Below are 22,454 nucleotides of genomic sequence, written 5' to 3' on the forward strand. Positions count from 1 at the left end.
AATTTCTACAAAAGTGACGGCATTTTATGAAGATATGTGAATAGCGAGTTTGATGTAAGGCAGGTTTGGGTGAATAAATTAGATATCGATGAGTAAATAGTCGCAAATGACGTCAATCGGTAGGGGGATGGTTCAGACTAGCTCTTGTGGCGACGGTTTTGAATGAAGAGATCTTCGACTTCTTGTTTTGGTTGAGGCCGATAAAAGTGAAAGCCCTGGATGGAATGACAGTTGAGGTTAGACAACAAAGTGGCCTGTTGCTGAGTTTCTACCCCCTCGGCAACCACAGTTAAGTTGAGAGACTTGCCTAGGTTGATAATGTTCTCAATGACAGTGACTTGTTTCGGCAGGGTATCCATATCACTAATGAAAGCGCGATCAATTTTTAGCTCATCAATAGGGAAACGAGCCAAATATGAAAGGGAGGAATAGCCGGTACCAAAATCGTCAATAGACAAGGTAAAACCGAGTTTTTTAATGGCATTCAACATTTGAATGGTATGTTCACTGTCACTCATCACTGCACTTTCAGTCAGCTCAAAAGTAATGCAGTTGGGATCAAGAGCCGTAGAACGCAACAATTTTTCCATATAATCAATCAGTTTTGGGTTGCCAAACTGCTCTGGGGATAAATTAATAGCCACGCGGCCGGGTAAAATCCCTTGCAATTTCCAACGTTTCACCGTCGCAAACACTTCACGCATCACGACTCGGCCTAAATGTTCAATAAGCCCAGCTTTTTCAGCGACCGGAATAAAAGCAGAAGGGCTAATGTAGCCTTCAACTGGGTGTTTCCAGCGAATCAGGGCCTCTGCACCATTAATGCTAAAGTCGCGCGCATTAACTTTCGGCTGATACCAAACTTCAAGGCCGTTTTGTTGTAGTGCTTTTTGCAGTTCAATCTCAAGCCAGAGTCGCATTCGCGCTTCTTTATTCATCTGGTCATTGAATTTAATCAGACGATTTCGCCCACGATCTTTGGCTTCATACATCGCTGTATCAGCATTTTGCAATAAAATACGCGCATCGTTGCCATCACCTGGGTATGCCACACTACCAATAGAGCAAGAAAGTCTTTTACTGAAGTGATGAAGATCGAACGGTTGGTTAATTAGGCCAATGATTCGTTCGGCAAGAATTTCTGCCATACGATTGTTTTCAGGTTTTGGTAAGATCAGGCCAAACTCATCGCCACCTAAGTGTCCTAACACCGCTTGCTGAGGCAATAACCGCTTGAGTCGAGCCGCGACCTCTTTAATGACTTTATCACCAATATGGTGGCCTAAAGAGTCATTAATGTTCTTAAAATTATCGATATCTAGATACATCATCAGAAGTGGTGTTTCATTGTTAATGAATTGCTCCAGGCGCTTGGTAAAACCAAAACGGTTAAATGCCCCTGTTAATGAATCTAGGTGTGGATCTTCTTGTGACGCGCTAGATAACTGTTTCGGTGCATCTTCCGCATCCTGAATCAACACGAGTTGCGATTGGTTACCCAGTACAATGGTTGAGTCGGCATGCAGCTGTACTTTCCTCTCAATGCCACAGCGAGGCCCTGTGAGGCAAATCATAGGTGCATCGGTAATGAGCTGGCTTAAAGGGATACTAAAGACAGTTTTGCTTTTTTCATCGACAAAAAGTCGAGTTAAGTCTTCACCCAGTAGATCCGAAGATGACGTCATTCCCAGCAAACGAATCGCCGAAGGATTGGCAGAGATAATGCAATCATCTTCGACAAGAAGCAGGCCGTCAGGAAGAAGTGAAGTGAGCGTTGAATATTTGCTTTCGGACTCTTCTAGAGACCGAATCAATATCTGTTTTTCTGAGGTATCAACAGCATGAAATATAATGGATTCGACTTTTTGCCCATTCAGGATTGGAGACAAACTGAAATGCAGGCTTGTATCGATGTCGATATCATGTAGTGTGATTTCAGCTTCGAGAGTCTCTCCTCGAAATGCTCTGTCGTAGTATGGTTTTATGTGCTCATAAAAGTGACTGCCTAGAACTTGAGAGTCATTCATACCGAACAGTTCTTTGGAAGTTAGCCCTGCAATATCACAATATCTCTCATTGACCATGCTGTAGTTATGCTGTTCATCGATAACGGCAAAAAAGAATGGACTATGGTGTGTGATTTTTTCAAACCAGTGTTGTAATTGTTGCGAAGGCATCAATAACTACCAACTCTCCGTTGCGGTTAGAGTTTCACAGGGCGTGTGAAACATGAGACGATACATTAACTATACCCCTGAATTTTGATATGTAAAAGCGTCAAGAACATTCTCGACTTCTTTGATACATAACAGGAATTAGCACTATTACATCTATTATGATGAAATATTATATTTACAAAGTAACGGATAACGCGCGTGATAAACAAGATTCGCACTCAACTAGTTCAAAATGCAGCATCAATTTTGCGATCCCCAGTCCACTTTTTGCCACAATTTGTACAAAAAAAAGCCTTGCTTGAAGTCATGAAGACGGTCTTCAAAGAGGCTATAGAAGAGGGGGATTTTGAATTCCTGGAAGACAAGTGGCTAAAAGTTGAAATTCGCGATATGGCACTGTGTTGGTATATTAGCTATCAACAGGATAAGCTAGTGATCGCTGACTCCCCCGTTGCTGAAGACGTCAGCTTTTCTGGTGAGTTGAATGACTTAGTTCTGATTGCTGGTCGAAAGGAAGATCCTGATACCCTCTTTTTTCAACGTCGTCTCTCTATTGAAGGTGATACCGAATTGGGTTTGGAAGTGAAAAATTTAATGGATAGTGTTGATTTAGAATTACTGCCTAAGCCGTTGCAAACGATGTTGGCGCAACTAGCAGACTTCGTGCAAAAAGGCGTAGAAACATCCACGAGCAATGAGGTTACCCATGCTTATTCGAACTGAAGCTCCAGCCGATATATTACCCATTGATCGACTTGTAAAATCTGCATTTGAAACCGAAGCCGAAGCTAATCTAGTGATGAAGCTTCGAGAGAATAGCCACCTGACTTTGTCATTGGTTGCTTGCAATGATGAGGGAGAAGTTGTAGGTCATGCCATGTTTAGCCCTGTATTCGTTGAAGGTGAAGATTGTCACTGGCAAGGATTAGCTCCTGTGTGTGTTAAAGAGGGATTTAGAAATCAAGGTATTGCTGAATCTTTAGTGAAAGAAGGCCTTTCTTCATTGTTAGAGTTTGGTTACCCGGTATGCGTGGTTTTGGGTGATCCGAATTACTACTCTCGTTTTGGTTTTGTTAGCGCTAAGGAAAAGGGCTTTAAGTGCAAATGGGAAGTGCCTGATGGCGCATTTCAAATAGCCGAATTAGCCGAGAATCAGTTAGCGTCTCTTTCTGGCTTGATAGAGTATTGCCCTGAATTTGATGAGGTCGGTTAAGCATTCACTTAATCCCAATGGGAAAGCAAGGTGAATGGATTGAGAGTCTTTATCGCATCGTAGGATACTAAGATTCCCTCCTTCCTTTATCCAATATATTTGTTAGGATCGGCGTGTTTACGCTTTGTAGGTTAAGGTTAATGCCCCAAACTGAAATACACTATTTGAAAGAAATGGGAATCGATACGTGGCAATTGAGCTACCCTGAACGATTGCTCGGTTTTCAACCTCCAACGTTGAACTTACCTGACGAGTGTCAGTTGCTGCTAGTATCAACAGAGCTTCCGATTGGAGAGAATGCGGTGATGTTTGAGCGGGTACTAAAAAGTATTAAACTCACATTAGATCAGGCTCAGCATATCTATCCAGAACAATTGGCTGGGTTAGGCGACCACCAACTCAGTTGGATTTGGTATGCTGGTGAGGCCAGCATTGATGATTCCCACAAAGCGAAAAAGTTGGTGACACCGCTTCTTTCTTCTATTAATGGTCACAATGAGCACCGAAGAGCACTTTGGCAGCAAATTTGTTCTTACGAGTAATGAATAATGACTTTTGAAATTCTTCCGTTGAGTGAATCACACCTCACGTCGGTTTATGCTATTGAGCAATCTGCTCATACTCATCCTTGGTCTGAGTCTATGATTCGAGATGTTAATAGTCGAGGTGGCTGTCATCATGCAATGTTGGTCGGTGACAGTGTGGTTGGTTACTTTTATGCACAAAATATTGTGGGAGAAGTGACACTACTTAACATTGCTGTTTCCCCGCAACATCAAGGAAAAGGGTACGGTAAGCGATTAACTGAATTCTTTTTAGACATGTGTGAGAAAGCCAAGGCAGAAAGTGCGTGGTTGGAAGTGAGAGAAAGCAATAAAAAAGCCTATCAATTATATGAATCGGTTGGATTTAATGAACTTGATCGACGGGTTAACTATTACCCAACAGAGAAAGGCAAAGAAGACGCCATCATTATGAGCTACTTATTTTTCTAACGATGTGTTCTATTACTGGTGGACTTTCTTGAAGAAGAAAGAAGAAAGAAGAAAGAAGAAAGAAGCAAAGTTTGCTTTCCCTGTGAATTCTGCCCTCTCGATTGTTGGCATTGTCTTTAAGAATAAAAAACAAAAGTATGACTTTACTGCGTCTATGATTATTTAGGCGTCACTTTCACTGCTGGATTATCGAATTCCCGCTGAGGAACGGTGTAGAGGTTGTGTTCAAAGCGACTGATCACTTCCTCTGTTTTAAGTGGCTTATCAAATAAGTAGCCTTGGAATTGATCACACCCTAACTCTTTAAGGGCATGCAGCTCGTATTGATCTTCCACGCCTTCTGCGATCACTTCCAGGTTCAATCTTCTTGCTGTCATCACAATCGTGTCAACGATGGCTTGATCACTTTCGTCTAGATGCAGTTTGGTGACAAACGATCGATCAATTTTAAGTACATCCACTGAGAGTAATTTCAAATAACGCAATGAAGAATACCCTGTACCAAAGTCATCGATAGAAATTTTAAGCTGATGCTCTTTGAGTAACGCCATTTTTTGAATCGCACTTTCAACATTTTCCAGTAGTAGACTTTCTGTTATTTCTAACTCAATGTGCTCTCCAGTAATTCCTGATTGGGAGAGAGCTTGGGTAATATGATCAACAAATGAGTCTTTTGAAAACTGTAAAGGACTGATGTTAATGGCTAAGCGGCGAAAAGTGGGTGGCAATATTCCCATACGTTTCCATATTGAATATTGATAACATGCCTGTTCGATAATCCAATCCCCAATAGGCAGTATTTGCCCGGTTTCTTCAGCAATCGGCATAAATACCCCGGGAGGCAGCACCCCTTTTTCAGGATGATTCCATCGTATCAGCGCCTCAACCCCCACGATTTGATGCTTTTCATTTACCTGAGGTTGGTAATACAGTTCGAGCTGATCTTTATTGAGTGCTTCATGAAGACCTTTTTCTATCTCTAAAAAAGATTCGACTTGAGCTCGCATTTCAGGCTCGTAAAACATGTAGTTATTACGTCCTGAGCTTTTAGCTCGGTATAAGGCGGTGTCTGCCTGACGGAGGACATCAATATTGGTGCTCCCAACAGATGGGTACACTGAAATACCAATTGTGACAGTGCAATACAGTTGGTGGCCATCAATTGCATAAGGGTTAGACATCAGAGCCAAAATTTGCTGCGCAACGTCTCCAGCCTTATCGAGAGTCAGCTCTGGTGCGAGAACAACGAACTCATCGCCTCCAATTCGTGCTGCGATCATGCCTTTTTTGATCCATGCTTCCAAACGCTTTGAGATGGCCTTAAGCAAATTATCTCCAATAGTGTGGCCCAGCGAGTCATTGATTGTTTTAAAACGGTCTAAGTCTAAGTAAAACAGTATGCCGGTAGAGTGAGACTGATTTGCACTGTCAATGTGGTTTTGAAGCGTTTGAAGCAGTAGAGCCCGGTTTGCAAGCCCTGTTAGTGTGTCGTAATAGGCCAGTTGATTTAATTGAGCTTCTGCTTTTTCTCTTTGTTTCCAGAGGTTATGAAACGAAATCGCAAGTTCTCCTAGTTCGTCATGGTGCTTTTGCACGGGAATAGGAATGGATGCTTGTTTGTGCTGCAGTGAATTAACCCAGGTGATCAGTGTGATAATGGGCTTGGATAGTTTGTAATAGAAAAAAGCCAGTAAGATTGTGGTGAGCAGGATATTTCTCATCAAATCAAACAAAATAGCGTGCGTCATTTTAGTTAAGAAATTAACTGCGATATTGTTGCCGTTAACAGAAAAACTGAGTTCCCCTACCACAAGGAGTGAGTTAGGTTGGTGAAGGGGGGTTTTATAAACCGGAGCCGTGGGGGTTAAGTAATTAGAAAGTGCTTGAATAAAAGAACTTTGTTCAGTGATTTTACGCTCATTTTTTGTCAAGGTGTCACCGAAGTCATCGATGATTTCAACTCGATAAATAGCGTCATCCATCATAAGGCTCGAGGCAACTTGTTCAGCAAGTAAATGATTTAGGTGGTAAGCTGCTTGGCTGGCATTGGAATAATTTTGCAGCAGTTTAAATTGATAATGCTCTTCAATGCGAGTTTGCTCTTGATGCAGATCGAGCAATATAAGATAGACGCTGAAACACAGCCCTAATATCACAGATACTAGGAACACGGTTTTTGCTTGACGAAATGCGAGAGAATTTATCTGTTTGGATTTATACATAGTTATTATTGGTCCCACCTACTCATTTAGTTATAGCTCAAAATTGTCGATAAATTAATAGCAAAGTGAGAGTAATGGAATTAATCGGCCTCCCCATCGGGCTTTAGTTGCTCCAATCGCAAATATGAGCGAGAATATCGCGCAAAATTGAATCGAACTGCTAGCTCGGCAATATTACTTTGTCACCTATACTCCGCTGGCCCAAAAGAAGACCTTTTCATGTCAAATAGTCCATTTATTGGTGAAGTTTCTAAGCGTAGAACGTTCGCCATCATTTCTCACCCTGATGCCGCCCAGCCTTTCAACGCTTAAAACCACCTTTCATTGCACACCACAATCACATCTCTACGTACTGAATTTAAAGGCTTTTTGTCTTTTTCTCGTTTCTTTGCTTTTCAATGATGTTCAAGCGTAACCTCGGAAAGTGTGTACAAACTTGAGTACAAATTCCGTTTTAGAGGCCTTTGGCGAAATTTCCATGACACAAATCTGGCTGTAGGCCTTGCTGTTACTGGTTTTGATGAAGAAAGTACCTCCTGCTTTTGGCACTTTGGTTTCGACATTACAAAAGCGGAATAAATGCGATCATCTCTAGTTTTTTGTTTATAAGCTTATGAATTTAAAGGGTTCGTCATTGTGGTTTTTGGTGTGTCATCGTTGCGAGTGTACAAACAGTGTGTACAAATTTTTCTCGTTAGGCGTGTTGATTGCTATTCATGACACAAACCGCCTTGTAGCCCTTGTTATTCATAGGTTTGAGCTGAAAAGTACCTAATAGCAACATTTGTGTTTTGATAAGGCTGATCTTCTGAACAAATCATGCATCTTTCTGACCATCAACAAGTGATGAATCAGGCGATGATAGCTTTACATTGATTTTCAGGAGAATGCAGATGACAGCAGTAGCTCACCAAGTAACCCCTTTTCTAACGTCTTACGAAGTGATGGCTCGTTACCACATTAGCTATACGACGCTTTGGCGAAGAATAAAAGATGGCAGCTTGCCGCAACCTCGTATCAACCGAAATACACGAAACAAGCTGTGGCACATTGAAGACCTAGAAGAGTATGAGAAGAAAGAGGACTGAGCCTCTTTCTTTTATTTTATTGTCCGAAACGCCAGTTGAATGGAAAGCCTGTCGGCTCGATGATGGTCTCTAGCTGTTGATACCAAACGTCGTAAGCATGACGCATTTCATCCAGGTACTGATATTGGTTGTAGATAGCATCCAACCCTTTTTTGCTGTGGCCAATCATCAACTCGGCAACTTCTTGCGTCGTGATGGCAGACATTCGCGTTCGCATCGTTCTGCGAAGATCATGCATAGACCAGTGTTCCATCTCAATACCGAGCGATCTGCGAGCCCAGATTTTCACATTGTTAGGAATAGTGGTATCAAAGCCATTTGTGGCAAGCTCTTCTTGTCCGTTCGCGGGAAACAAGTAAGTTGATTTGCTCATCTGCATCGCCAGTTCAATCAGCTCGATAGCAGGCCTAATCAATGGCCGCATGATCGGCGCTCCAATTTTCTCACCTTGTTTGCGGATCTCTATGGGCACTGTCCACATTGCAGATTGCAAGTCAAAGTGATGCTTTTCAGCTTGAATGAGTTCGCCCTTGCGACCGCCCAATAGCAGAAGCAGTTTTATGTAAATGCGATTCTTCTCAGTGATTTTTGACTCATGCAAATAGCGCCAAAGTATCCTGATTTCGTTGTCGTTTAGCACCCGAGTTCGTTTGCCTTTCTTACCGCCGACCTTTTTTGCAGTGATCCCAGCGGCAGCGTTAATTTCCAAAATTTGTTCATCAATCAGCCAGTCATAAAACTTGTGCAGCACAGACACCAGACGTTCTGTGTTTGAAGGGGACGACTCCGAAACCTCACGAAGACAGTTTCGCAAGGACAATTCATTGATGTCAGTTAATGGGTACTTGCCAAGTCGGGGCAGCAAATATATTTCACTGCTGCGTTTTTGGTAGTGCCACGTTTTCTCCTTTAGCCCTTGCTTACCGGCAGAATCTATCCAGTCTCGAAAAATCGATTCGAAGCTTTGATTGGCAGAATACTTGGCCCGTTCCTGCTGTAGGTAGAGCTTGGGGTTTCTGCCCTGGTCGAGTACCGCCCTTAACCTATCCAGCTCATTCCTGGCTTCAGCAAGCTTCATAAGTGGGTAAGTACCTATGTCTACCCGCTGTTGCTTGCCATCGAAACGATAACGAAACTGAAAAACAATTTTGCCCTTGGGCGATACCCGAGCACTTAGCCCGTCTCGGTCAGCTTTTACTACGGTTTCTTTTGCTTCTTTATTTAACCTGGCATCGAGCCAGCTAACTGATAACGCCATGTTATAAGCCCAGCCCTAGTTTGGATTTTAATGATTGTTTACGTGATTCTGCTTTGGGTTCTGGCGCTGTACTCATGGAAGTAACGTCACCATCTGGTGCATGGTCATCAACCGTTACAGATGTCGTGGATAGTTTGGGTTGGCTCATGTGAATTAACCCAAAGGTGGCCAGCATCCGCAGACGCTCAGCGCGTTCCCGTGGTGGCGTCTTTTCCAATTCTTTAAGCAGTTCAGGGTGGCTCCCTGGGGGAATGTTGACGACAACTCTCATGGTCAGGCCCCATAAAACCAGAAGCCTCGGACGTTCGCCAAAACAGACTGTTCCGGGACGATGATCTTGCTTCGTGAAAAAATCTCCTTGGCCGCTTCCTTATAAGCCAAGGCTCCACCTCCGGCGATCAATACCAAGTCTGCATTGATGCTTTCGTCACGCATAGATTGGCGCATGGCTGTAAGAGCAACAGGCGCTACCTTTTTCATGGCAGCATTCAGATAAGGTGAAATATCGACTTTTTCTCCAAATAGCAGGACCTGCAAGTCTCCTGTTCTCATGGCTTTTTCAAGTCGATCCATTCCTACTTTGGCACCGTGATCTTCTGAAATCAGCTTATCAATAGTTTCCAGTAGAACGGACATTGCCTGAAGACTGGTTCCTGATGAGCTGTAGCGAATTTCTCCGGCCTCAAGGGCAACCCAGTCAACAGAAAAGAAGCCGGGATCTATGACGACGACGCGACCTTCTTCAATCAAGCCCAAATCACCACCTGTTTGAACCAGATCCATATAGGCACCGGCAGGCTGCGGCAGCACTTTGACGTCATGAACTGTGATGCTGCGCTTAGGCGTCACTTGATGGACACCTTTTAAACGCTTCACAAGGTCAGATTTGCGTTGTGGTTCATGAAACTGGGAAACCGGTAATCCAGTGACAACCAAATCGATGGACTCAGTTTCAGCCATTAACAAGGCGGCATGAAAAAGTGCCTTATAGGTTTTTGTGGTGGGATATTCCGGGTGAAGCTCTCGTTCCCAGCCTTGAAGGCGTCCAGCAGGAACACCAGCGGCCCAACGCTCATTATCGACTGACACATACAAACAAGTTTCATCATCGCCTCCACCGATACGCTCTGGCATACGATCCGCAGGACCGGCACCCGCAGGCAGAATAATGGTTTTCGGTTCACTGCCTGATTGGCCAATTGCCAGCTTCAGGTTTGAGTAACCGATATCTACGCCTAGTACAAACATACTTATCTCCTGTGCACTCAAAGTGCTCTAACGGTTTTCAATCAACCGCACTGGCCATGCTTGGGCATTTCCAAGTGCTCTGGCGGTTCACTCAAATGTCATTATCAGGATTCGGTGCACTGGCGGTGGGCAGAAAGGTGACAAATCCTTTCATCTATCTGCCTATTGCATTTTCGCAAAAGTATGAGAATAGGCTCTGTTTGGCGGCGGATAACCTAGCCAAAAAAATCGAGACGCCAAACGTCGTTTGCATTCTGGCCTGAACTTGCCAAACGGTTTGTATTTTCATGGCAATACGTCTTTTTAGGCGTTTTTAAGTGAAATCGACCTGTATCCCTTGTCAGGTATGGGATTGCGCGAGTTGATTTATATCGAGACGCCAAACAGCGATTGTTACGGCAGTTTTACGTTTGGCGTTTCGATCCAAAAGCCAAACGGATAGTGGTTTTGGCTTTTGGGGTTAATTGGATGGGGAAATTGGTTTGGTAGAAATCGTCAATGAACAATGGAAAGCAGAGGTATCAGATTTACTTCAGCAAGAAACAGACAGGCTAAAAGCGCTGGCACGAGCTGAAGTTGATGACTTTTGGGTTACCCATTACAAGGTTCGCGAAAATGCGCCCTTTAAAGATTGGGGGCTGCTTGGTGTCCGTATCAGAGACTTTAAGTATGGCTTTGGCATAGAGTGGTACATCAACAGTTTTCACGGTCAACGAGGCAAGCGCGTGGTATTTAGCAAGGGGCTTCGTATCTCAAAGACGAAGCTGAGATACTCATTTTTGGACTGCCAAGGTTTGGCCAAAGAATGGGAGTTAGCGCTGGCCATGGAGAAAGAAGAATTCTTCAGTGATATTCGACGCCAAGTTGATAAGCTCAACATGCTGCGTCGCAGAGTGAATGCCTATTGAGTTAACTGCGCTACTTCACTCGCGGCAACTGGTCCCAGCGTGTTGTGTAGGCGGGAGACAAATGCTCTCGCTTCATCGACCAATCTTTCTTCGTACCTTGTCCAGCAAAGAAAACCTTTCCGGCACCACTTTGGTTAATGGTGTCCAATACAGACATTAACTGTTGGCTATTAGAGCGGGTCGATACGTCATCGAATAGTCCTGGTTGAAACATGCCTGGATCGTAAAAGTCAGACAGCATGACGCCAGCTTTGGCATAACGAAAACCATCCTTCCAAATTCGCTTGAGTAAGTGATTGGCCAGCTCGATAAAATCCCGCGTATCGCAACTGGGGATCAGTAACTCACCGGATGCGGAATTGCTGTACTGCGGCTCGTTGTCCTTAAAGGGGCTGGTTCGTATAAACACGGTCATCACTTTGGCTTGCTGCTGTTCTTTGCGTAGCTTCTCAGTGGCGCGGGTTGCGTATTCACATACGGCCTCACGTAACAATTCAAATTGCGTTACTTTTGCGCCAAATGAACGGCTACAGACGATTTGCTTCTTAGTTGGCGGGATCTCTTCAAGTTCAATGCACGACTCACCATTGAGCTCTCTGACGGTTCTCTCTAAAACCACCGAAAACTGGTCTCTGATAGCTCTAGGAGAGGCATTGGCGAGGTCTAAGGCTGTGGTGATACCCAACGCATTTAAACGCTTAGAAAGCCGTCTACCAACGCCCCAAACATCATCAACTGGGACTAATGAGAGCAATCGACGTTGCCGATCTGGATTGGTCAGGTCTACAACCCCTTGAGTGGCTGGATACTTCTTGGCTGCATGGTTAGCCAGTTTGGCGAGTGTTTTAGTCGGTGCAATGCCTACACAAACGGTGATCCCAATCCAGTGGCCTATGCGCTCTCGCACTTGTTGTCCGAACTCGACAAGAGATATGGCAGACTCAATACCGGTTAAATCCAAAAACGCTTCGTCAATAGAGTAAACCTCTACTCGTGGTGCCATCTCCTCCAAAGTGCGCATCACTCGACTGCTCAAATCTGCATACAGAGCGTAGTTGGACGAAAATGCCAAAATGCCATGGCGCTGCATTTCAGATTTGATCTGAAAGACGGGTACGCCCATTTTTATACCGAGTAACTTAGCTTCACGCGACCGTGCAACCACGCAGCCGTCATTGTTGGACAGCACCACAACCGGCGTATCCTTTAAATCAGGACGAAACAGCTTCTCACAACTGGCGTAAAAGTTGTTGCAGTCCACCAAGGCAAATACAGGCATGGGATCGTCACGACTTACGGCGCATGTTTCGCACCACATTGGTGACCACACCAAATATCTCTAACTCTGTCCCTTCAGGAATATGAATGGGTTCATACGCCTGGTTTCTTGGGATCAGCTTGACGCACGGCCTTAGTTGAAGCTCCTTTACCGTGAGTTCACCATGGATGCCAGCGATGACAATGTCACCGTGTTCTGCTTGGACAGAGCGATCAACCACCAAAATATCATCCGGGTGAATCCCGGCATCAATCATTGAATCACCTTCAACACGCACAAAGAACGTTGCAGCCGGTCGCTTGATGCACAGCTCGTTGAGGTCGAGCGTTTGCTCAACATAATCCTGCGCTGGTGAGGGAAAACCAGCAGAAACACGTTCCATGAACAATGGAATACGAAGGCGCTTTGCTTTGATGAAGGCAAGTGCGCCGCTAAGGCCTATCAGCGAGACACTCATGACGAACCTCGAAAAATCATACTTAATACTGTTTGTTTATACAGTATCTAATGCTATGCTGATTTCTACAAGTAAAATTGTAGGTAAAACTGTAGTTGTTCGAGTAAGACGTTGTGTCGTGGGTGATTTCTTTTTTGTGTTGAAAAGCTTGATGTGGGGGATCGCTCGCCCTCGTCAAAGCCTGCAAGGCTTGGACAATACTGCTTCTGCCTACTGCTCTTGTTTCTGTTACTGATCCTGTTACTGCTACTGGTTAACGCATGGGTTAGGTAACCGTCAGACAAGGCTTGTTGAACCCTTTGCAAAGGGTTTAAAAACAGTTAGTAAAATTCTGCTTCGTATTGAATTTACTGGCTTAAAGGGAAGTCAGGAGCATCTTTAAAATGCTCAGTCGAACTCAGTTCAAGCCTTTTTCAACCGTTTGAAAAGGGGTTGGCTAAGCCATATGTAAAGGGTATCGGTAAGGGTTACCTAAACGGTTTAGCTAAGGCTTTCTGAAAGGCTTAGCTAAAGCCTTCATACATAGGTTCACCCAGTAGAAAGATTAAAAAAACGCTGAGGTATCCAAGGTGCATTTAGAAAAACCTGTGGCACAGTGAAATAACCCAAAGCGAATAATAGAATTGAAGAGGAACCATCAATGACAAGAGCCCCTGCGCCATTTCCGCTAGAGCGCCTGGCGGATATCCCAGAAAGGCCAGAAGATTTTAGATTGCTGGAGCGTATTCCATTAACGCGTGAGCCGCAGTCCTGGCCACTTGAACTATCTCCCATGGTCGGTGATGAACAGCCAATGGTGCTGCTCGATACTGAGACAACCGGACTGTCTGCCGATGACGAGTCCATTATTGAGCTTGGTTTGGTTAAGGTGCTTTACAGCCCGTCGGCTAAGCGGATTGTGTCTATTGTTGATGTGATCAGCCTGTATGATGATCCCGGCAAGCCAATCCCCGAACTGATTACCGAGTTAACCGGTATCACCGATGAGATGGTGCAAGGCCAGCGCATTGATGATGCAATGGTTGCGAGTTGGTTATCCGATGATCCGCTGGTGGTTGCGCACAATGCACAGTTTGATCGTCCTTTCTTTGAAAAGCGGTTTGCCGCATTAGGCCATCTATCTTGGGCCTGTTCAGCCAGTGGCATAGATTGGAAGGCGCTGGGTTTTGAAAGTCGAAAACTTGAGTACCTGCTGCTTCGCTTAGGTTGGTTTTATGAAGGACACCGAGCTGCAACCGATTGTTTGGCGATGGCCTGGCTGTTTCATTTGTTGCCCGAGTCCGTTGCAAACTTGTTGTCTGAAGCAGACAGGCGAACTGTGTTAGTTCGTGCGTTTGGTGCGCCGTTTGACGTAAAGGACTATTTAAAAGAGCGTGGTTACCGCTGGCATGACGGTGTTAAAGGTGCCAACAAACATTGGTGGCGCGAAATCAGCGAAGACGAGTTGCCGCAGGAACAAACTTACCTGGATGATTTGTATCATCGTGGCTCAGAACATGCCCACTATGACTACAAAGATGCCCGCAATCGATTTAAAGCTTTGTCATAGCCCCTTGCATATTTGAAAACCTCTGGAAAATGGAAAGTGAACTCATGGTTTAACCAACAAGAGGAATCTTTCCATGTACCAAGACACCTACATTGAATACTGGGGCGAAATCTTCGTCTCTGCCCGCATCATTGAATTTGGCATCACGTTCGAGCGCTTTCTTAAAGATCCATGGAAGCATTTGATGTCCTGTGGCCAAGAGTCTGCCCCAGACGCGATTGCTGAAGGGATGCTGCCATTGCTACCAGCCCAGGCAGAAGTTGCTAGGCGTGTTCGAGAGAATGAATTGCGTCAGTTGGCATTCCAGCGTGAGCTTCTATCAAGGCCAGAAAAGAAACATTCGAACAATGTCAAGCCAATTTTTATAGCCAACAAGACGACTTGTTGATACTATGAGACCTAATGAAAAAAAGTAGGTTGCTTGATGGCATTCAATCGATGGCTTCCTAGTTTTAAATGATTAGGGCTTGTCCCAGATGGATTGAGAGGCTGACAGTGCAAGACAACACTGGACTTGAAGAGCTTAGCCAAGCACAGAGAGAGCGACTCGCTCATATTGATTTCACTTTGTTATTTAAAGGTGAAGCTGGGCGTAGTTATTTAACCGAGCGATTTAGCGTAGCGCCGTCTGTGGCAACACAAGATTTTGCGCGGTACAAAGAGTTGGCTCCTAACAACGTTATGTATGACGAAAAGCGCAGAGTGCACTTGAAGACGAGCGCATTCCAGCCGTTGTTTGATTATGACGTTGTTCGAACTCTTGCGACGATAAGCCAAGGGTTCGGTGATGGCTTTCTTGGCAAGGTCAGGCCACCTATGGCTTGTGAAGCACCATTCCATCTCAATAAGCCGAAATTGGAAGTTGTAGCGGCTATTAGTGAAGCCATGCATAAGCGCGCTGTGATTAATATTGAGTACACCTCATTGTCGAGTGGTCATGGGAGCAGGCAAATAGTTCCTCATACCTTGATTGACAATGGCTTGAGATGGCATGTCCGAGCATTCGATAGAAAGCATAGAGAATTTAGGGATTTTGTTTTAACCAGAATAAGTGAAGTTGAGTTGTTAGAGGATGAGGTTAACGACGAAGTTGAGACTCTTCAGTGGGATAAGCAATGGAACCGAATCGTTGAGCTAGAGCTGATACCTCATCCAAAACTAGCACATCCAGAAGCTGTATCGATGGACTACGCAATGGAAAACAATAGGTTGCGTGTAGAGATAAGAGCTGCGTTCGCTGGATATTTACTGCGTTTATGGAATATCGATTGTTCAAAGAATTGTAAGAGCAATGGGCGAGAGTTCCATTTAGCACTTAAAAATCCAGAAGCACTATACGGCGTTGACAATGCTGCACTCGCTCCTGGATATAGCGAATCGTGAGATGAATTTATGAATATAAAAGAATATTTAGGCGATCTTATCGGAGGCAGTTTATTGATAACTGAATCTAGAATAATCGCAGAATCGCTACTGAAAAAACTCCCAGAAGATGAGTGGAAGTCGCTGATCGTTGAGCAAAATGTTCTTCAGAAAAAATCCGGTCAGACGGCTATTCGTTATGCCAGAACAATCCGTTGGCGTGTTGAAGGCCTGGGTGATGAGTTTATGACTGATCTTTTAGCCGCGAGTGAACGTGCCTATGTCCAAATGCTGATGATGTCATTACTCATTCATTCTCCGGTTGTCGCTGATTTTATGCGACTTACCTTAGCCGAAGCTCGTCGCACCTATAAACCCTCTTTAACCGCTGATGCATGGTCTGAGTTTTATGACACGAGAGTGCGGGCATATGCCGAGCTTGGCGGTTTTTCTGACTCAACTGTCAAAAAAATGGGTAACAACGCAATTAAGGCACTGGTTGATAGTGGCTACCTGAGTGATAGCAGGACAAAGAAAATACAACCTGTTTACTTAATGCCAGAAGTTAAAGACTGGTTAGTTCGTCTGGGCCGGGAAGATTTGATTGAGGTAATGGAGTGCACAATATGAAGGCTCTTCAGACCAGGCTTGATCTGATACTGGAACGAATTGAAAGCCCTAAGTTTTTGAAAAACGATGGCTTGGGCAATGAAATTGGATTTTGGGTATTTGACTATCCAGCCAAGTATGAACTGATTGTACGAGAGCACCTTAAGCACGTTGACGAAAAACTCAACAAGCGTGGTTACCGCTTTGTCCATCTCAATATTTTTGAAGTCTTGATAGATATGCTTGAGGAGCGAGGCCTTTTCGACCGAGCTTGCCAGCGTGAATTGCAAGTCGGTGTTGATGGCCTTCGAAAAACACTAGCCGGGCCTCTGAGCCAAGAGAAAGTGGCAAGGTATATCGCGGACAAATATAAGCCATCAGAACTTGAGTTTGTGTTGCTGTCAGGCTTAGGCAGTGCGTGGCCTCTTGTCCGAGGACATGAGTTACTTAGTGCTCTGCAAGACGTTATGGGTAGCACGCCATTAGTGCTTTTCTATCCGGGTGAATATAGCGGAAGGGATTTGCATCCTTTCGGCATGATCGAATCTAAAAACTACTATCGCGCCTTCAAGCTTGTGCCTGAAGACGGTAAAAAAAATTAAGAGCAGGGAGCCTCCCGAATGAAAATTGAACAGATTTTTTCCAAGAAGTTGACGCGTGACATTAATGGCGTTGTTAAAGCGGAACAGAAAGACAATGACAGTGTGTATGTCGAACTTGATGAGTATGTTGTTACCCGAGAGTTAGATCGACATTTTCGTGCATTTTTTGAGGCTTACGTTCCATCTGTGACGCAAAGCGGCGCATCAATGTCAGGTAAAATTGGTGTGTGGATCTCTGGCTTCTTTGGTTCGGGTAAGTCTCACTTCCTGAAAATTTTGTCTTACCTCCTCGAAAATAAGTCTGTCGAAAAGGATGGCCAAGGCCGTCAAGCATTTGAGTTTTTTAAAGACAAAATCAACGATGCCATGCTGTTGGCCGATATCCAAAACGCTGTTACCAAAGATACAGACGTTATTCTTTTTAACATCGATTCGCGAGCCAATACGGACGACCGAGAAAATGCCATTCTTAAGGTTTTCCTCAAAGTATTTAATGAACGTGTAGGATACTGCGCTGACTTTCCTCATATTGCCCACCTAGAACGCGAACTTGATAAACGTAATCAATACATGTCTTTCAAGGATAAATTTGCTGAGTTGACCCAATCAACTTGGGAAAAGGAGCGTGACGCCTATGACTTCTATCGAGACGAACTTTCAGAAGCTCTCGCTCATGCCAGTGAGCAATCATTAGAGTCTGCCAAAGCGTGGGTCGAGCAGGTTGAAAACAATTTCCCGCTAGATATCCGAAACTTCTGTAAGTGGGTTAATGAATACTTAGATCGAACTGGGGATCGTAACCTTCTTTTCTTAGTCGATGAAGTCGGTCAGTTTATCGGTAAGAACACGCAAATGATGTTGAAGCTTCAGACCATTACTGAAGATCTTGGCACATATTGTGGTGGCAGAGCTTGGGTCGTTGTTACCTCTCAGGCAGACATTGATGCTGCCATTGGTGGTATGGATAAGCGCGATGGCGAGGACTTCTCTAAAATTCAAGGGCGTTTTAGTACCCGCTTACAGCTGTCGAGCTCGAATACCTCGGAAGTTATTCAAAAGCGTTTGTTGTCCAAAACGGAAGAAGCTCGTACACACCTCATCGATGTCTTTGCAGAAAAGGGCGATATTCTTCGTAACCAGCTGACATTTGATAAAACGACAACCGCGTCTCTAAAGGGCTACACCGACGCTCCGTCTTTCGTGGACAACTATCCGTTTGTGCCTTACCACTACACGCTGGTTCAAAAAGTGTTTGAGTCAATTCGAACAAAAGGCGCGACGGGTAAGCACTTAGCCATGGGTGAGCGTTCATTACTTGATGCTTTCCAATCAGCTGCAAAACAGATGAAGGACTCTGGCCTTGATGTGTTAATCCCGTTTTACAGTTTCTACGCACCGATTGAAAGCTTTTTGGAGCCAGCGGTTAAGCGAACGATTGACCAAGCCTGTGAGTTGGATTCCTTAACAGAATTCGATGGCAAGATTCTAAAAACTCTTTTCTTGATCCGTTATGTGGACGTTGTCAAAAGCACACTAGACAACCTTGTGACGCTGTCAATTGATCGAATCGATGCAGATAAAATTGCGCTGCGTAAACAAATTGAAGAGAGCTTGAATCGTCTTGAACGCCAATTGCTGATTGCGCGTAATGGTGATGAGTTTATCTTCCTGACCAACGAAGAAAAAGAGATCGAAAACGAGATCCGCCATACTGACGTTGAAATGTCAGAGGTCTCTAACAAGCTTTCAGCAATCGTATTTGACGGTATTTTGAAAGGTAATCGTGCCTATCGATACCCGATTAATAAGCAAGACTTTGCGGTGAGCCGTTTTTGCAATGGTCATCCAAAAGATGGCACCACGCTGGAAGACCTAGTCATTAAAGTCATTTCACCTTTGGATTCGCACTTTGAAAATTACTCCCACGATCAAGCGTGCATCAATCATACGCTTGAGGCTGATGGGTGCGTGCTCGTCAAGCTGGGCGAACATAAGCGTCTTTGGGATGACCTGACAACCTTTATAAAAACTGACCGATTCTTAAAACAAAATTCAGGACAGCGACCAGAGCAAGAACACCTTCTCCGCGAAAAGCAGATGGAAAATATTGAGCGTGAAAAACGCTTAAGAACGGATTTTGAAGCTTTGTTTGCAGAGGCTGACGTTTACGCTATCGGCACAAAACTACCGAAGAAATCAGCAACGCCAAGTGCCATCGTCGAAGAAGCATACAAATACGTTATCGAAAACACCTTCGCTAAATTGAATATGCTCAAGGCAACGCCTGGTGAAGTTTTGCGTGAGCTACAGGCCGTTCTTGTTGCTGATGATATTGCTCAGATTGGACTGGATCTTCAAGCGGATGAATGTAACCCAGAAGCTACGCGTGAGGTTGAGCAGTACGTAACGCTAAAAGTCGAGCGTAATGAGCCTGTTTACTTACGTGACATCGTTGCCCGCTTCGGCAAGCGCCCATATGGCTGGCCAGACAATGAAATCTTATTGCTCACTGCAAGGCTGGGCTTGGCTGGAAAGGTATCTTTTAGTACCCAAGGCACAGATCTGGCGTTGAAAAAAGCTTACGAGCCGTTTACCAGTGTGCGTAAACGCGGCGAGATCCGTGTACATAAGATCAGGCAACATGACGAGCGCCAAATTAAAAAGGCTGCTGGTCTTGTTAAAGAGATCTTTTCAAAAACCTTTACCGGCTCTGGTGAAAAGGAGCTCTACGAATTAGTGCGCGATGAATTACTGGCTTGGAATGAAGAGCTTAAATCATTCAGAACCAAGTCACAGACAGGCCATTTCCCAGGTAAATCTCAAATTGACGATGGTCTTGCATTGGTCGCGGGTATTCTTGAGCAAACTTCAAGCTTCGCCCTTATCGCCCGATTCTTAGAAGACGCTGATGCCCTTGAAGAGTTTGCTGAGGACTTTGAGGATCTTGATGACTTCTACAATAGTCAATTTCAAACTTGGCAAGCCCTTGCTGGCGCATTGAACGAGAAGTTTAAGGCCAATAGACCTGCGTTAGAAAAAGACAGTGAAGCATTAAAAGCGCTCACTGAATTAGAACGCATTTACAATATGTCCTCACCGTATGAGCAGCTGCGCCACATTAATCCGCTTATCGAGCAGGTGGCAAAAGTTAACTCAACATTGGTTGAAGAAAAACGCACTCATGCCTTAGAGCGTGTTGATCTGCGCATCGGACGTGTAAAGGATGCGCTAGCTGAAGCACATGCACCGTCTGAACTACAGAACCAAGCACTGCGCCCGTTACAAATGTGCAGACAGCGCATTGAAGCAACCTCTTCAATACCACAAATTATCAGTGAGCAAACTGAAGCGGAAGGTTACGAGGACGAAGCCTATGAGTTGCTGAATGGCTTTATCGAAGATCAACGAAAAAAAGCTGAAGCTGAGCAAAGACGTCGTGAACTCGAACAGAAGAAACGCGAAGAAGAAGCAGCGAAAGCCGGTAAGGCAGCTCCAGCACCTGAGCCAGCTCCCGAACCAGTGCAGCCACAGCCGGTTGCAAAACGTACCGTAACGATTAACCCAACCGATGCCATGGCAAAGTCAGTAACAACTGGATTCATTGAAAGTGAAGCCGAAGTTGATGCCTATCTTGCCGCTTTAAGAGAACAGCTGATTGCTGCTGTCAAAGCTGGCGACCGAGTAAGAATTAAGTAAGAGGCAACGGATAGCTATGTATCAAGCGGGTGGAACAATAAGATCATTACTCGACAAGGTTGCTGAGCAGGAATACCTGTTACCGGCCATCCAGCGAGAGTTTGTATGGCGACCAGAACAGATCTGTCGTCTATTTGATAGCCTGTTGCAAGGTTACCCGTTTGGGACCTTTCTATTCTGGAAGATAAAACCAGAGAACCGGGATAGCTATCAGTTTTATCAGTTCATGCAGCATTACCATGAGCGAGATAACTACCATTGTGAAAATGTCACTCAGTTACCGGAACGTGAGTTCATTGCCGTCCTAGATGGACAGCAGCGGATTACTGCTTTGAATATCGGCCTACGCGGCTCATTTGCGTGGAAGCTGACAGGTAAATGGTGGAGCAATGATGACGCCTTCCCTGTGCGCAGGCTTCATTTAAATCTGTTAAGCCAGCCCGACTTAGAAACTGGGTCGATGTATGACTTTGAGTTCCTAACCGACGATAAAGCCTCTTTGGATGCATCTGAACAATACTGGTTCCGTGTAGGCCGGATCATGGAAGAGGAAGAAGATGCACTTATCGATGAAGTTGCTGATGATGCTAGGTTGAGCTCGGAGCAACGCAAAGAGGCTCGCTCAACTCTTCGTCACTTGTATCGAACCATCCATGACAAAGACAAGATTTCGTTTTATGAAGAAAGTGATCAGAGCCTTGAACGTGTTCTGAATATCTTTATCCGCATGAATAGCGGCGGCACTACTTTGTCCTACTCAGACTTACTACTTTCAATAGCAGTAGCGCAGTGGAGCTCGTTAGATGCCCGTGAAGAAATTCATGCATTAGTGGATGAGATGAACCGTGTTGGTGATGGATTCAACGTATCAAAAGATCTCGTTTTAAAAGCAGGCTTAATGCTCTCTGACATCGGTAGCGTGGGCTTTAAGGTTGAGAACTTTAACAAGGAAAACATGGCGATTCTCGAAAAGAACTGGACGCCAATTCGTGATGCGTTATTGCTCTCAATGCAGTTGCTGGCAAGTTTTGGTTTTAATGCACAAAACCTCAGAGCAACAAGTGCCATCCTCCCGTTGGCCTATTACCTGCACCACCGAAAGTTAACGGCAAGCTACCTTTCTAGGGTTGAATATGCGGTCGATAGAGAATGCATCAGAAACTGGCTCATTAGGTCGTTGTTGAAAGCGTCAGGCATCTGGGGAAGTGGTTTGGATACCCTGCTTACTATGCTTCGCTCAGACATTAAACAATCGGGTGATACGGGTTTCCCGCTAGCGAAAATTGAAGCGACCATGCAACAGCGTGGTAAATCGTTGCGCTTTGACCCAGAGGAAATTAGTGAACTAGCGCAGTTGGATTATGGTAATCCGCGTACCTTTGCCTTGTTGACTTTGTTGTTCCCAGGATTCGATTTTTCACGACACTTTCATGTGGACCACATTTACCCCAAAGGTTTGTTTACGCGTAACAAGCTTGCAAAAGTTGGTGTCCCAGCTGAACAGCTAGATGAACTCATCGAGGCATCTAACAAGCTGCCAAACCTTCAACTGTTGGAAGGGACAATCAACAACCAGAAGCGGCAAAAAATGCCCCATGAATGGTATGCGCAGCAGTGGCCTGATGTGAATGCAAGACAAGCACATCTGCAATCGCAAGCCATAACATCATTACCTGAACAACTAAACCAGTTTATGGACTTTTACCGCGAGCGTCAGGAAACACTGCTTGCCCGCATTAGAACTGCATTACAACCCGCAAGCAGCGTAGAGACAGAATAAGAGGCGCAAGA

The 22,454-nt window shown here is 44.7% G+C and carries 23 protein-coding genes; 16 read left to right on the forward strand and 7 right to left on the reverse strand.

Annotated features, from left to right (window positions below; translation table 11 throughout):
* Positions 1-137: 137 nt before the first annotated feature.
* The gene (locus QF117_RS08455; protein WP_282388563.1) at positions 138-2,177 is read right to left on the reverse strand and encodes an EAL domain-containing protein; all 2,040 of its coding nucleotides are present in this window, start codon (positions 2,175-2,177) and stop codon (positions 138-140) included.
* A 198-nt stretch (positions 2,178-2,375) separates the two neighbouring features.
* Here QF117_RS08455 and QF117_RS08460 point away from each other — a divergent pair, with 198 nt between their 5' ends.
* From QF117_RS08460 to QF117_RS08480, 5 genes are all read left to right on the forward strand, one after another.
* A complete protein-coding gene (locus QF117_RS08460) occupies positions 2,376-2,900 on the forward strand; it encodes an SCP2 domain-containing protein (protein WP_282388564.1) in 525 nt (174 codons plus the stop codon).
* Positions 2,884-3,390, forward strand: coding sequence for an N-acetyltransferase (locus QF117_RS08465; protein ID WP_282388565.1), 507 nt, complete (start codon positions 2,884-2,886; stop codon positions 3,388-3,390). Before QF117_RS08460 ends, QF117_RS08465 begins: the two co-directional genes overlap by 17 nt.
* Before the next feature lie 140 nt (positions 3,391-3,530).
* Positions 3,531-3,932, forward strand: a complete 402-nt coding sequence (locus QF117_RS08470) for a DNA polymerase III subunit psi (protein ID WP_282388566.1) — start codon at positions 3,531-3,533, stop codon at positions 3,930-3,932.
* 6 nt (positions 3,933-3,938) lie between these two features.
* Positions 3,939-4,385 carry a ribosomal protein S18-alanine N-acetyltransferase gene (rimI, locus tag QF117_RS08475; protein WP_282388568.1) on the forward strand — a complete coding sequence of 149 codons (447 nt, stop codon included), beginning with the start codon at positions 3,939-3,941 and terminating at the stop codon, positions 4,383-4,385.
* Between the two features lie 28 nt (positions 4,386-4,413).
* Positions 4,414-4,551, forward strand: a complete 138-nt coding sequence (locus tag QF117_RS08480) for a hypothetical protein (RefSeq protein WP_282388569.1) — start codon at positions 4,414-4,416, stop codon at positions 4,549-4,551.
* On the opposite strand, the gene QF117_RS08485 is transcribed toward QF117_RS08480, so the two are convergent.
* The gene (locus tag QF117_RS08485; RefSeq protein ID WP_282388570.1) at positions 4,544-6,607 is read right to left on the reverse strand and encodes an EAL domain-containing protein; all 2,064 of its coding nucleotides are present in this window, start codon (positions 6,605-6,607) and stop codon (positions 4,544-4,546) included. The two genes, QF117_RS08480 and QF117_RS08485, sit on opposite strands and share 8 nt — an antisense overlap.
* A gap of 219 nt (positions 6,608-6,826) precedes the next feature.
* Between QF117_RS08485 and QF117_RS08490 the strand changes: the two genes are divergently transcribed.
* On the forward strand, positions 6,827-6,919 hold the full coding sequence (locus tag QF117_RS08490; RefSeq protein ID WP_282388571.1) for a peptide chain release factor 3: 93 nt from the start codon (positions 6,827-6,829) through the stop codon (positions 6,917-6,919).
* A gap of 581 nt (positions 6,920-7,500) precedes the next feature.
* Complete coding sequence (locus QF117_RS08495) at positions 7,501-7,695, forward strand: DNA-binding protein (protein ID WP_000127614.1); 195 nt, start codon at positions 7,501-7,503, stop codon at positions 7,693-7,695.
* 16 nt (positions 7,696-7,711) lie between these two features.
* Here the strand turns inward: QF117_RS08495 and QF117_RS08500 are convergent, their stop codons facing one another.
* From QF117_RS08500 to QF117_RS08510, 3 genes are read right to left on the reverse strand one after another with little or no spacing between them, the layout of a single operon-like run.
* On the reverse strand, positions 7,712-8,953 hold the full coding sequence (locus QF117_RS08500; RefSeq protein ID WP_008305558.1) for an integrase family protein: 1,242 nt from the start codon (positions 8,951-8,953) through the stop codon (positions 7,712-7,714).
* Between the two features lies 1 nt (position 8,954).
* Positions 8,955-9,224: a hypothetical protein gene (locus QF117_RS08505; RefSeq protein ID WP_032194327.1), complete on the reverse strand. Its 270-nt coding sequence runs from the start codon at positions 9,222-9,224 to the stop codon at positions 8,955-8,957.
* A gap of 2 nt (positions 9,225-9,226) precedes the next feature.
* The gene (locus QF117_RS08510; protein ID WP_008305551.1) at positions 9,227-10,201 is read right to left on the reverse strand and encodes a ParM/StbA family protein; all 975 of its coding nucleotides are present in this window, start codon (positions 10,199-10,201) and stop codon (positions 9,227-9,229) included.
* Positions 10,202-10,665: 464 nt separating this feature from the next.
* Here QF117_RS08510 and mobI point away from each other — a divergent pair, with 464 nt between their 5' ends.
* Complete coding sequence (mobI, locus tag QF117_RS08515) at positions 10,666-11,109, forward strand: conjugative transfer protein MobI(A/C) (RefSeq protein ID WP_032479290.1); 444 nt, start codon at positions 10,666-10,668, stop codon at positions 11,107-11,109.
* A 10-nt stretch (positions 11,110-11,119) separates the two neighbouring features.
* On the opposite strand, the gene umuC is transcribed toward mobI, so the two are convergent.
* Together umuC and umuD are read right to left on the reverse strand one after the other, a co-directional pair.
* On the reverse strand, positions 11,120-12,427 hold the full coding sequence (gene umuC / locus QF117_RS08520) for a translesion error-prone DNA polymerase V subunit UmuC (RefSeq protein ID WP_269321751.1): 1,308 nt from the start codon (positions 12,425-12,427) through the stop codon (positions 11,120-11,122).
* Positions 12,396-12,845: a translesion error-prone DNA polymerase V autoproteolytic subunit gene (umuD, locus tag QF117_RS08525; RefSeq protein ID WP_217542579.1), complete on the reverse strand. Its 450-nt coding sequence runs from the start codon at positions 12,843-12,845 to the stop codon at positions 12,396-12,398. Before umuD ends, umuC begins: the two co-directional genes overlap by 32 nt.
* On the opposite strand from umuD, the gene QF117_RS08530 reads away from it, so the two are divergent.
* The 8 genes from QF117_RS08530 to QF117_RS08565 all read left to right on the forward strand — a co-directional run bounded on the left by QF117_RS08530 (position 12,844) and on the right by QF117_RS08565 (position 22,443).
* Complete coding sequence (locus tag QF117_RS08530) at positions 12,844-13,080, forward strand: hypothetical protein (RefSeq protein WP_282389538.1); 237 nt, start codon at positions 12,844-12,846, stop codon at positions 13,078-13,080. The two genes, umuD and QF117_RS08530, sit on opposite strands and share 2 nt — an antisense overlap.
* A gap of 405 nt (positions 13,081-13,485) precedes the next feature.
* Positions 13,486-14,394 carry a 3'-5' exonuclease gene (locus QF117_RS08535; protein WP_282388573.1) on the forward strand — a complete coding sequence of 303 codons (909 nt, stop codon included), beginning with the start codon at positions 13,486-13,488 and terminating at the stop codon, positions 14,392-14,394.
* A gap of 73 nt (positions 14,395-14,467) precedes the next feature.
* Positions 14,468-14,782 carry a hypothetical protein gene (locus QF117_RS08540; protein ID WP_000284113.1) on the forward strand — a complete coding sequence of 105 codons (315 nt, stop codon included), beginning with the start codon at positions 14,468-14,470 and terminating at the stop codon, positions 14,780-14,782.
* Positions 14,783-14,850: 68 nt separating this feature from the next.
* On the forward strand, positions 14,851-15,777 hold the full coding sequence (locus tag QF117_RS08545; RefSeq protein ID WP_282388574.1) for a WYL domain-containing protein: 927 nt from the start codon (positions 14,851-14,853) through the stop codon (positions 15,775-15,777).
* 9 nt (positions 15,778-15,786) lie between these two features.
* On the forward strand, positions 15,787-16,386 hold the full coding sequence (locus QF117_RS08550) for a DUF1819 family protein (RefSeq protein WP_001963840.1): 600 nt from the start codon (positions 15,787-15,789) through the stop codon (positions 16,384-16,386).
* Positions 16,383-16,967 (forward strand): DUF1788 domain-containing protein, encoded by a 585-nt coding sequence (locus tag QF117_RS08555; protein WP_282388575.1) that lies wholly within the window; start codon positions 16,383-16,385, stop codon positions 16,965-16,967. The genes QF117_RS08550 and QF117_RS08555 overlap by 4 nt, the downstream gene beginning before the upstream one ends.
* 18 nt (positions 16,968-16,985) lie before the next feature.
* A complete protein-coding gene (gene brxC, locus QF117_RS08560) occupies positions 16,986-20,663 on the forward strand; it encodes a BREX system P-loop protein BrxC (RefSeq protein WP_282388576.1) in 3,678 nt (1,225 codons plus the stop codon).
* A 16-nt stretch (positions 20,664-20,679) separates the two neighbouring features.
* Positions 20,680-22,443, forward strand: a complete 1,764-nt coding sequence (locus QF117_RS08565; protein WP_010129446.1) for a DUF262 domain-containing protein — start codon at positions 20,680-20,682, stop codon at positions 22,441-22,443.
* Positions 22,444-22,454: the final 11 nt, after the last annotated feature.

Origin of the sequence: Vibrio sp. YMD68 (assembly GCF_029958905.1) — a bacterium.
Taxonomy (GTDB): Bacteria; Pseudomonadota; Gammaproteobacteria; order Enterobacterales; family Vibrionaceae; genus Vibrio.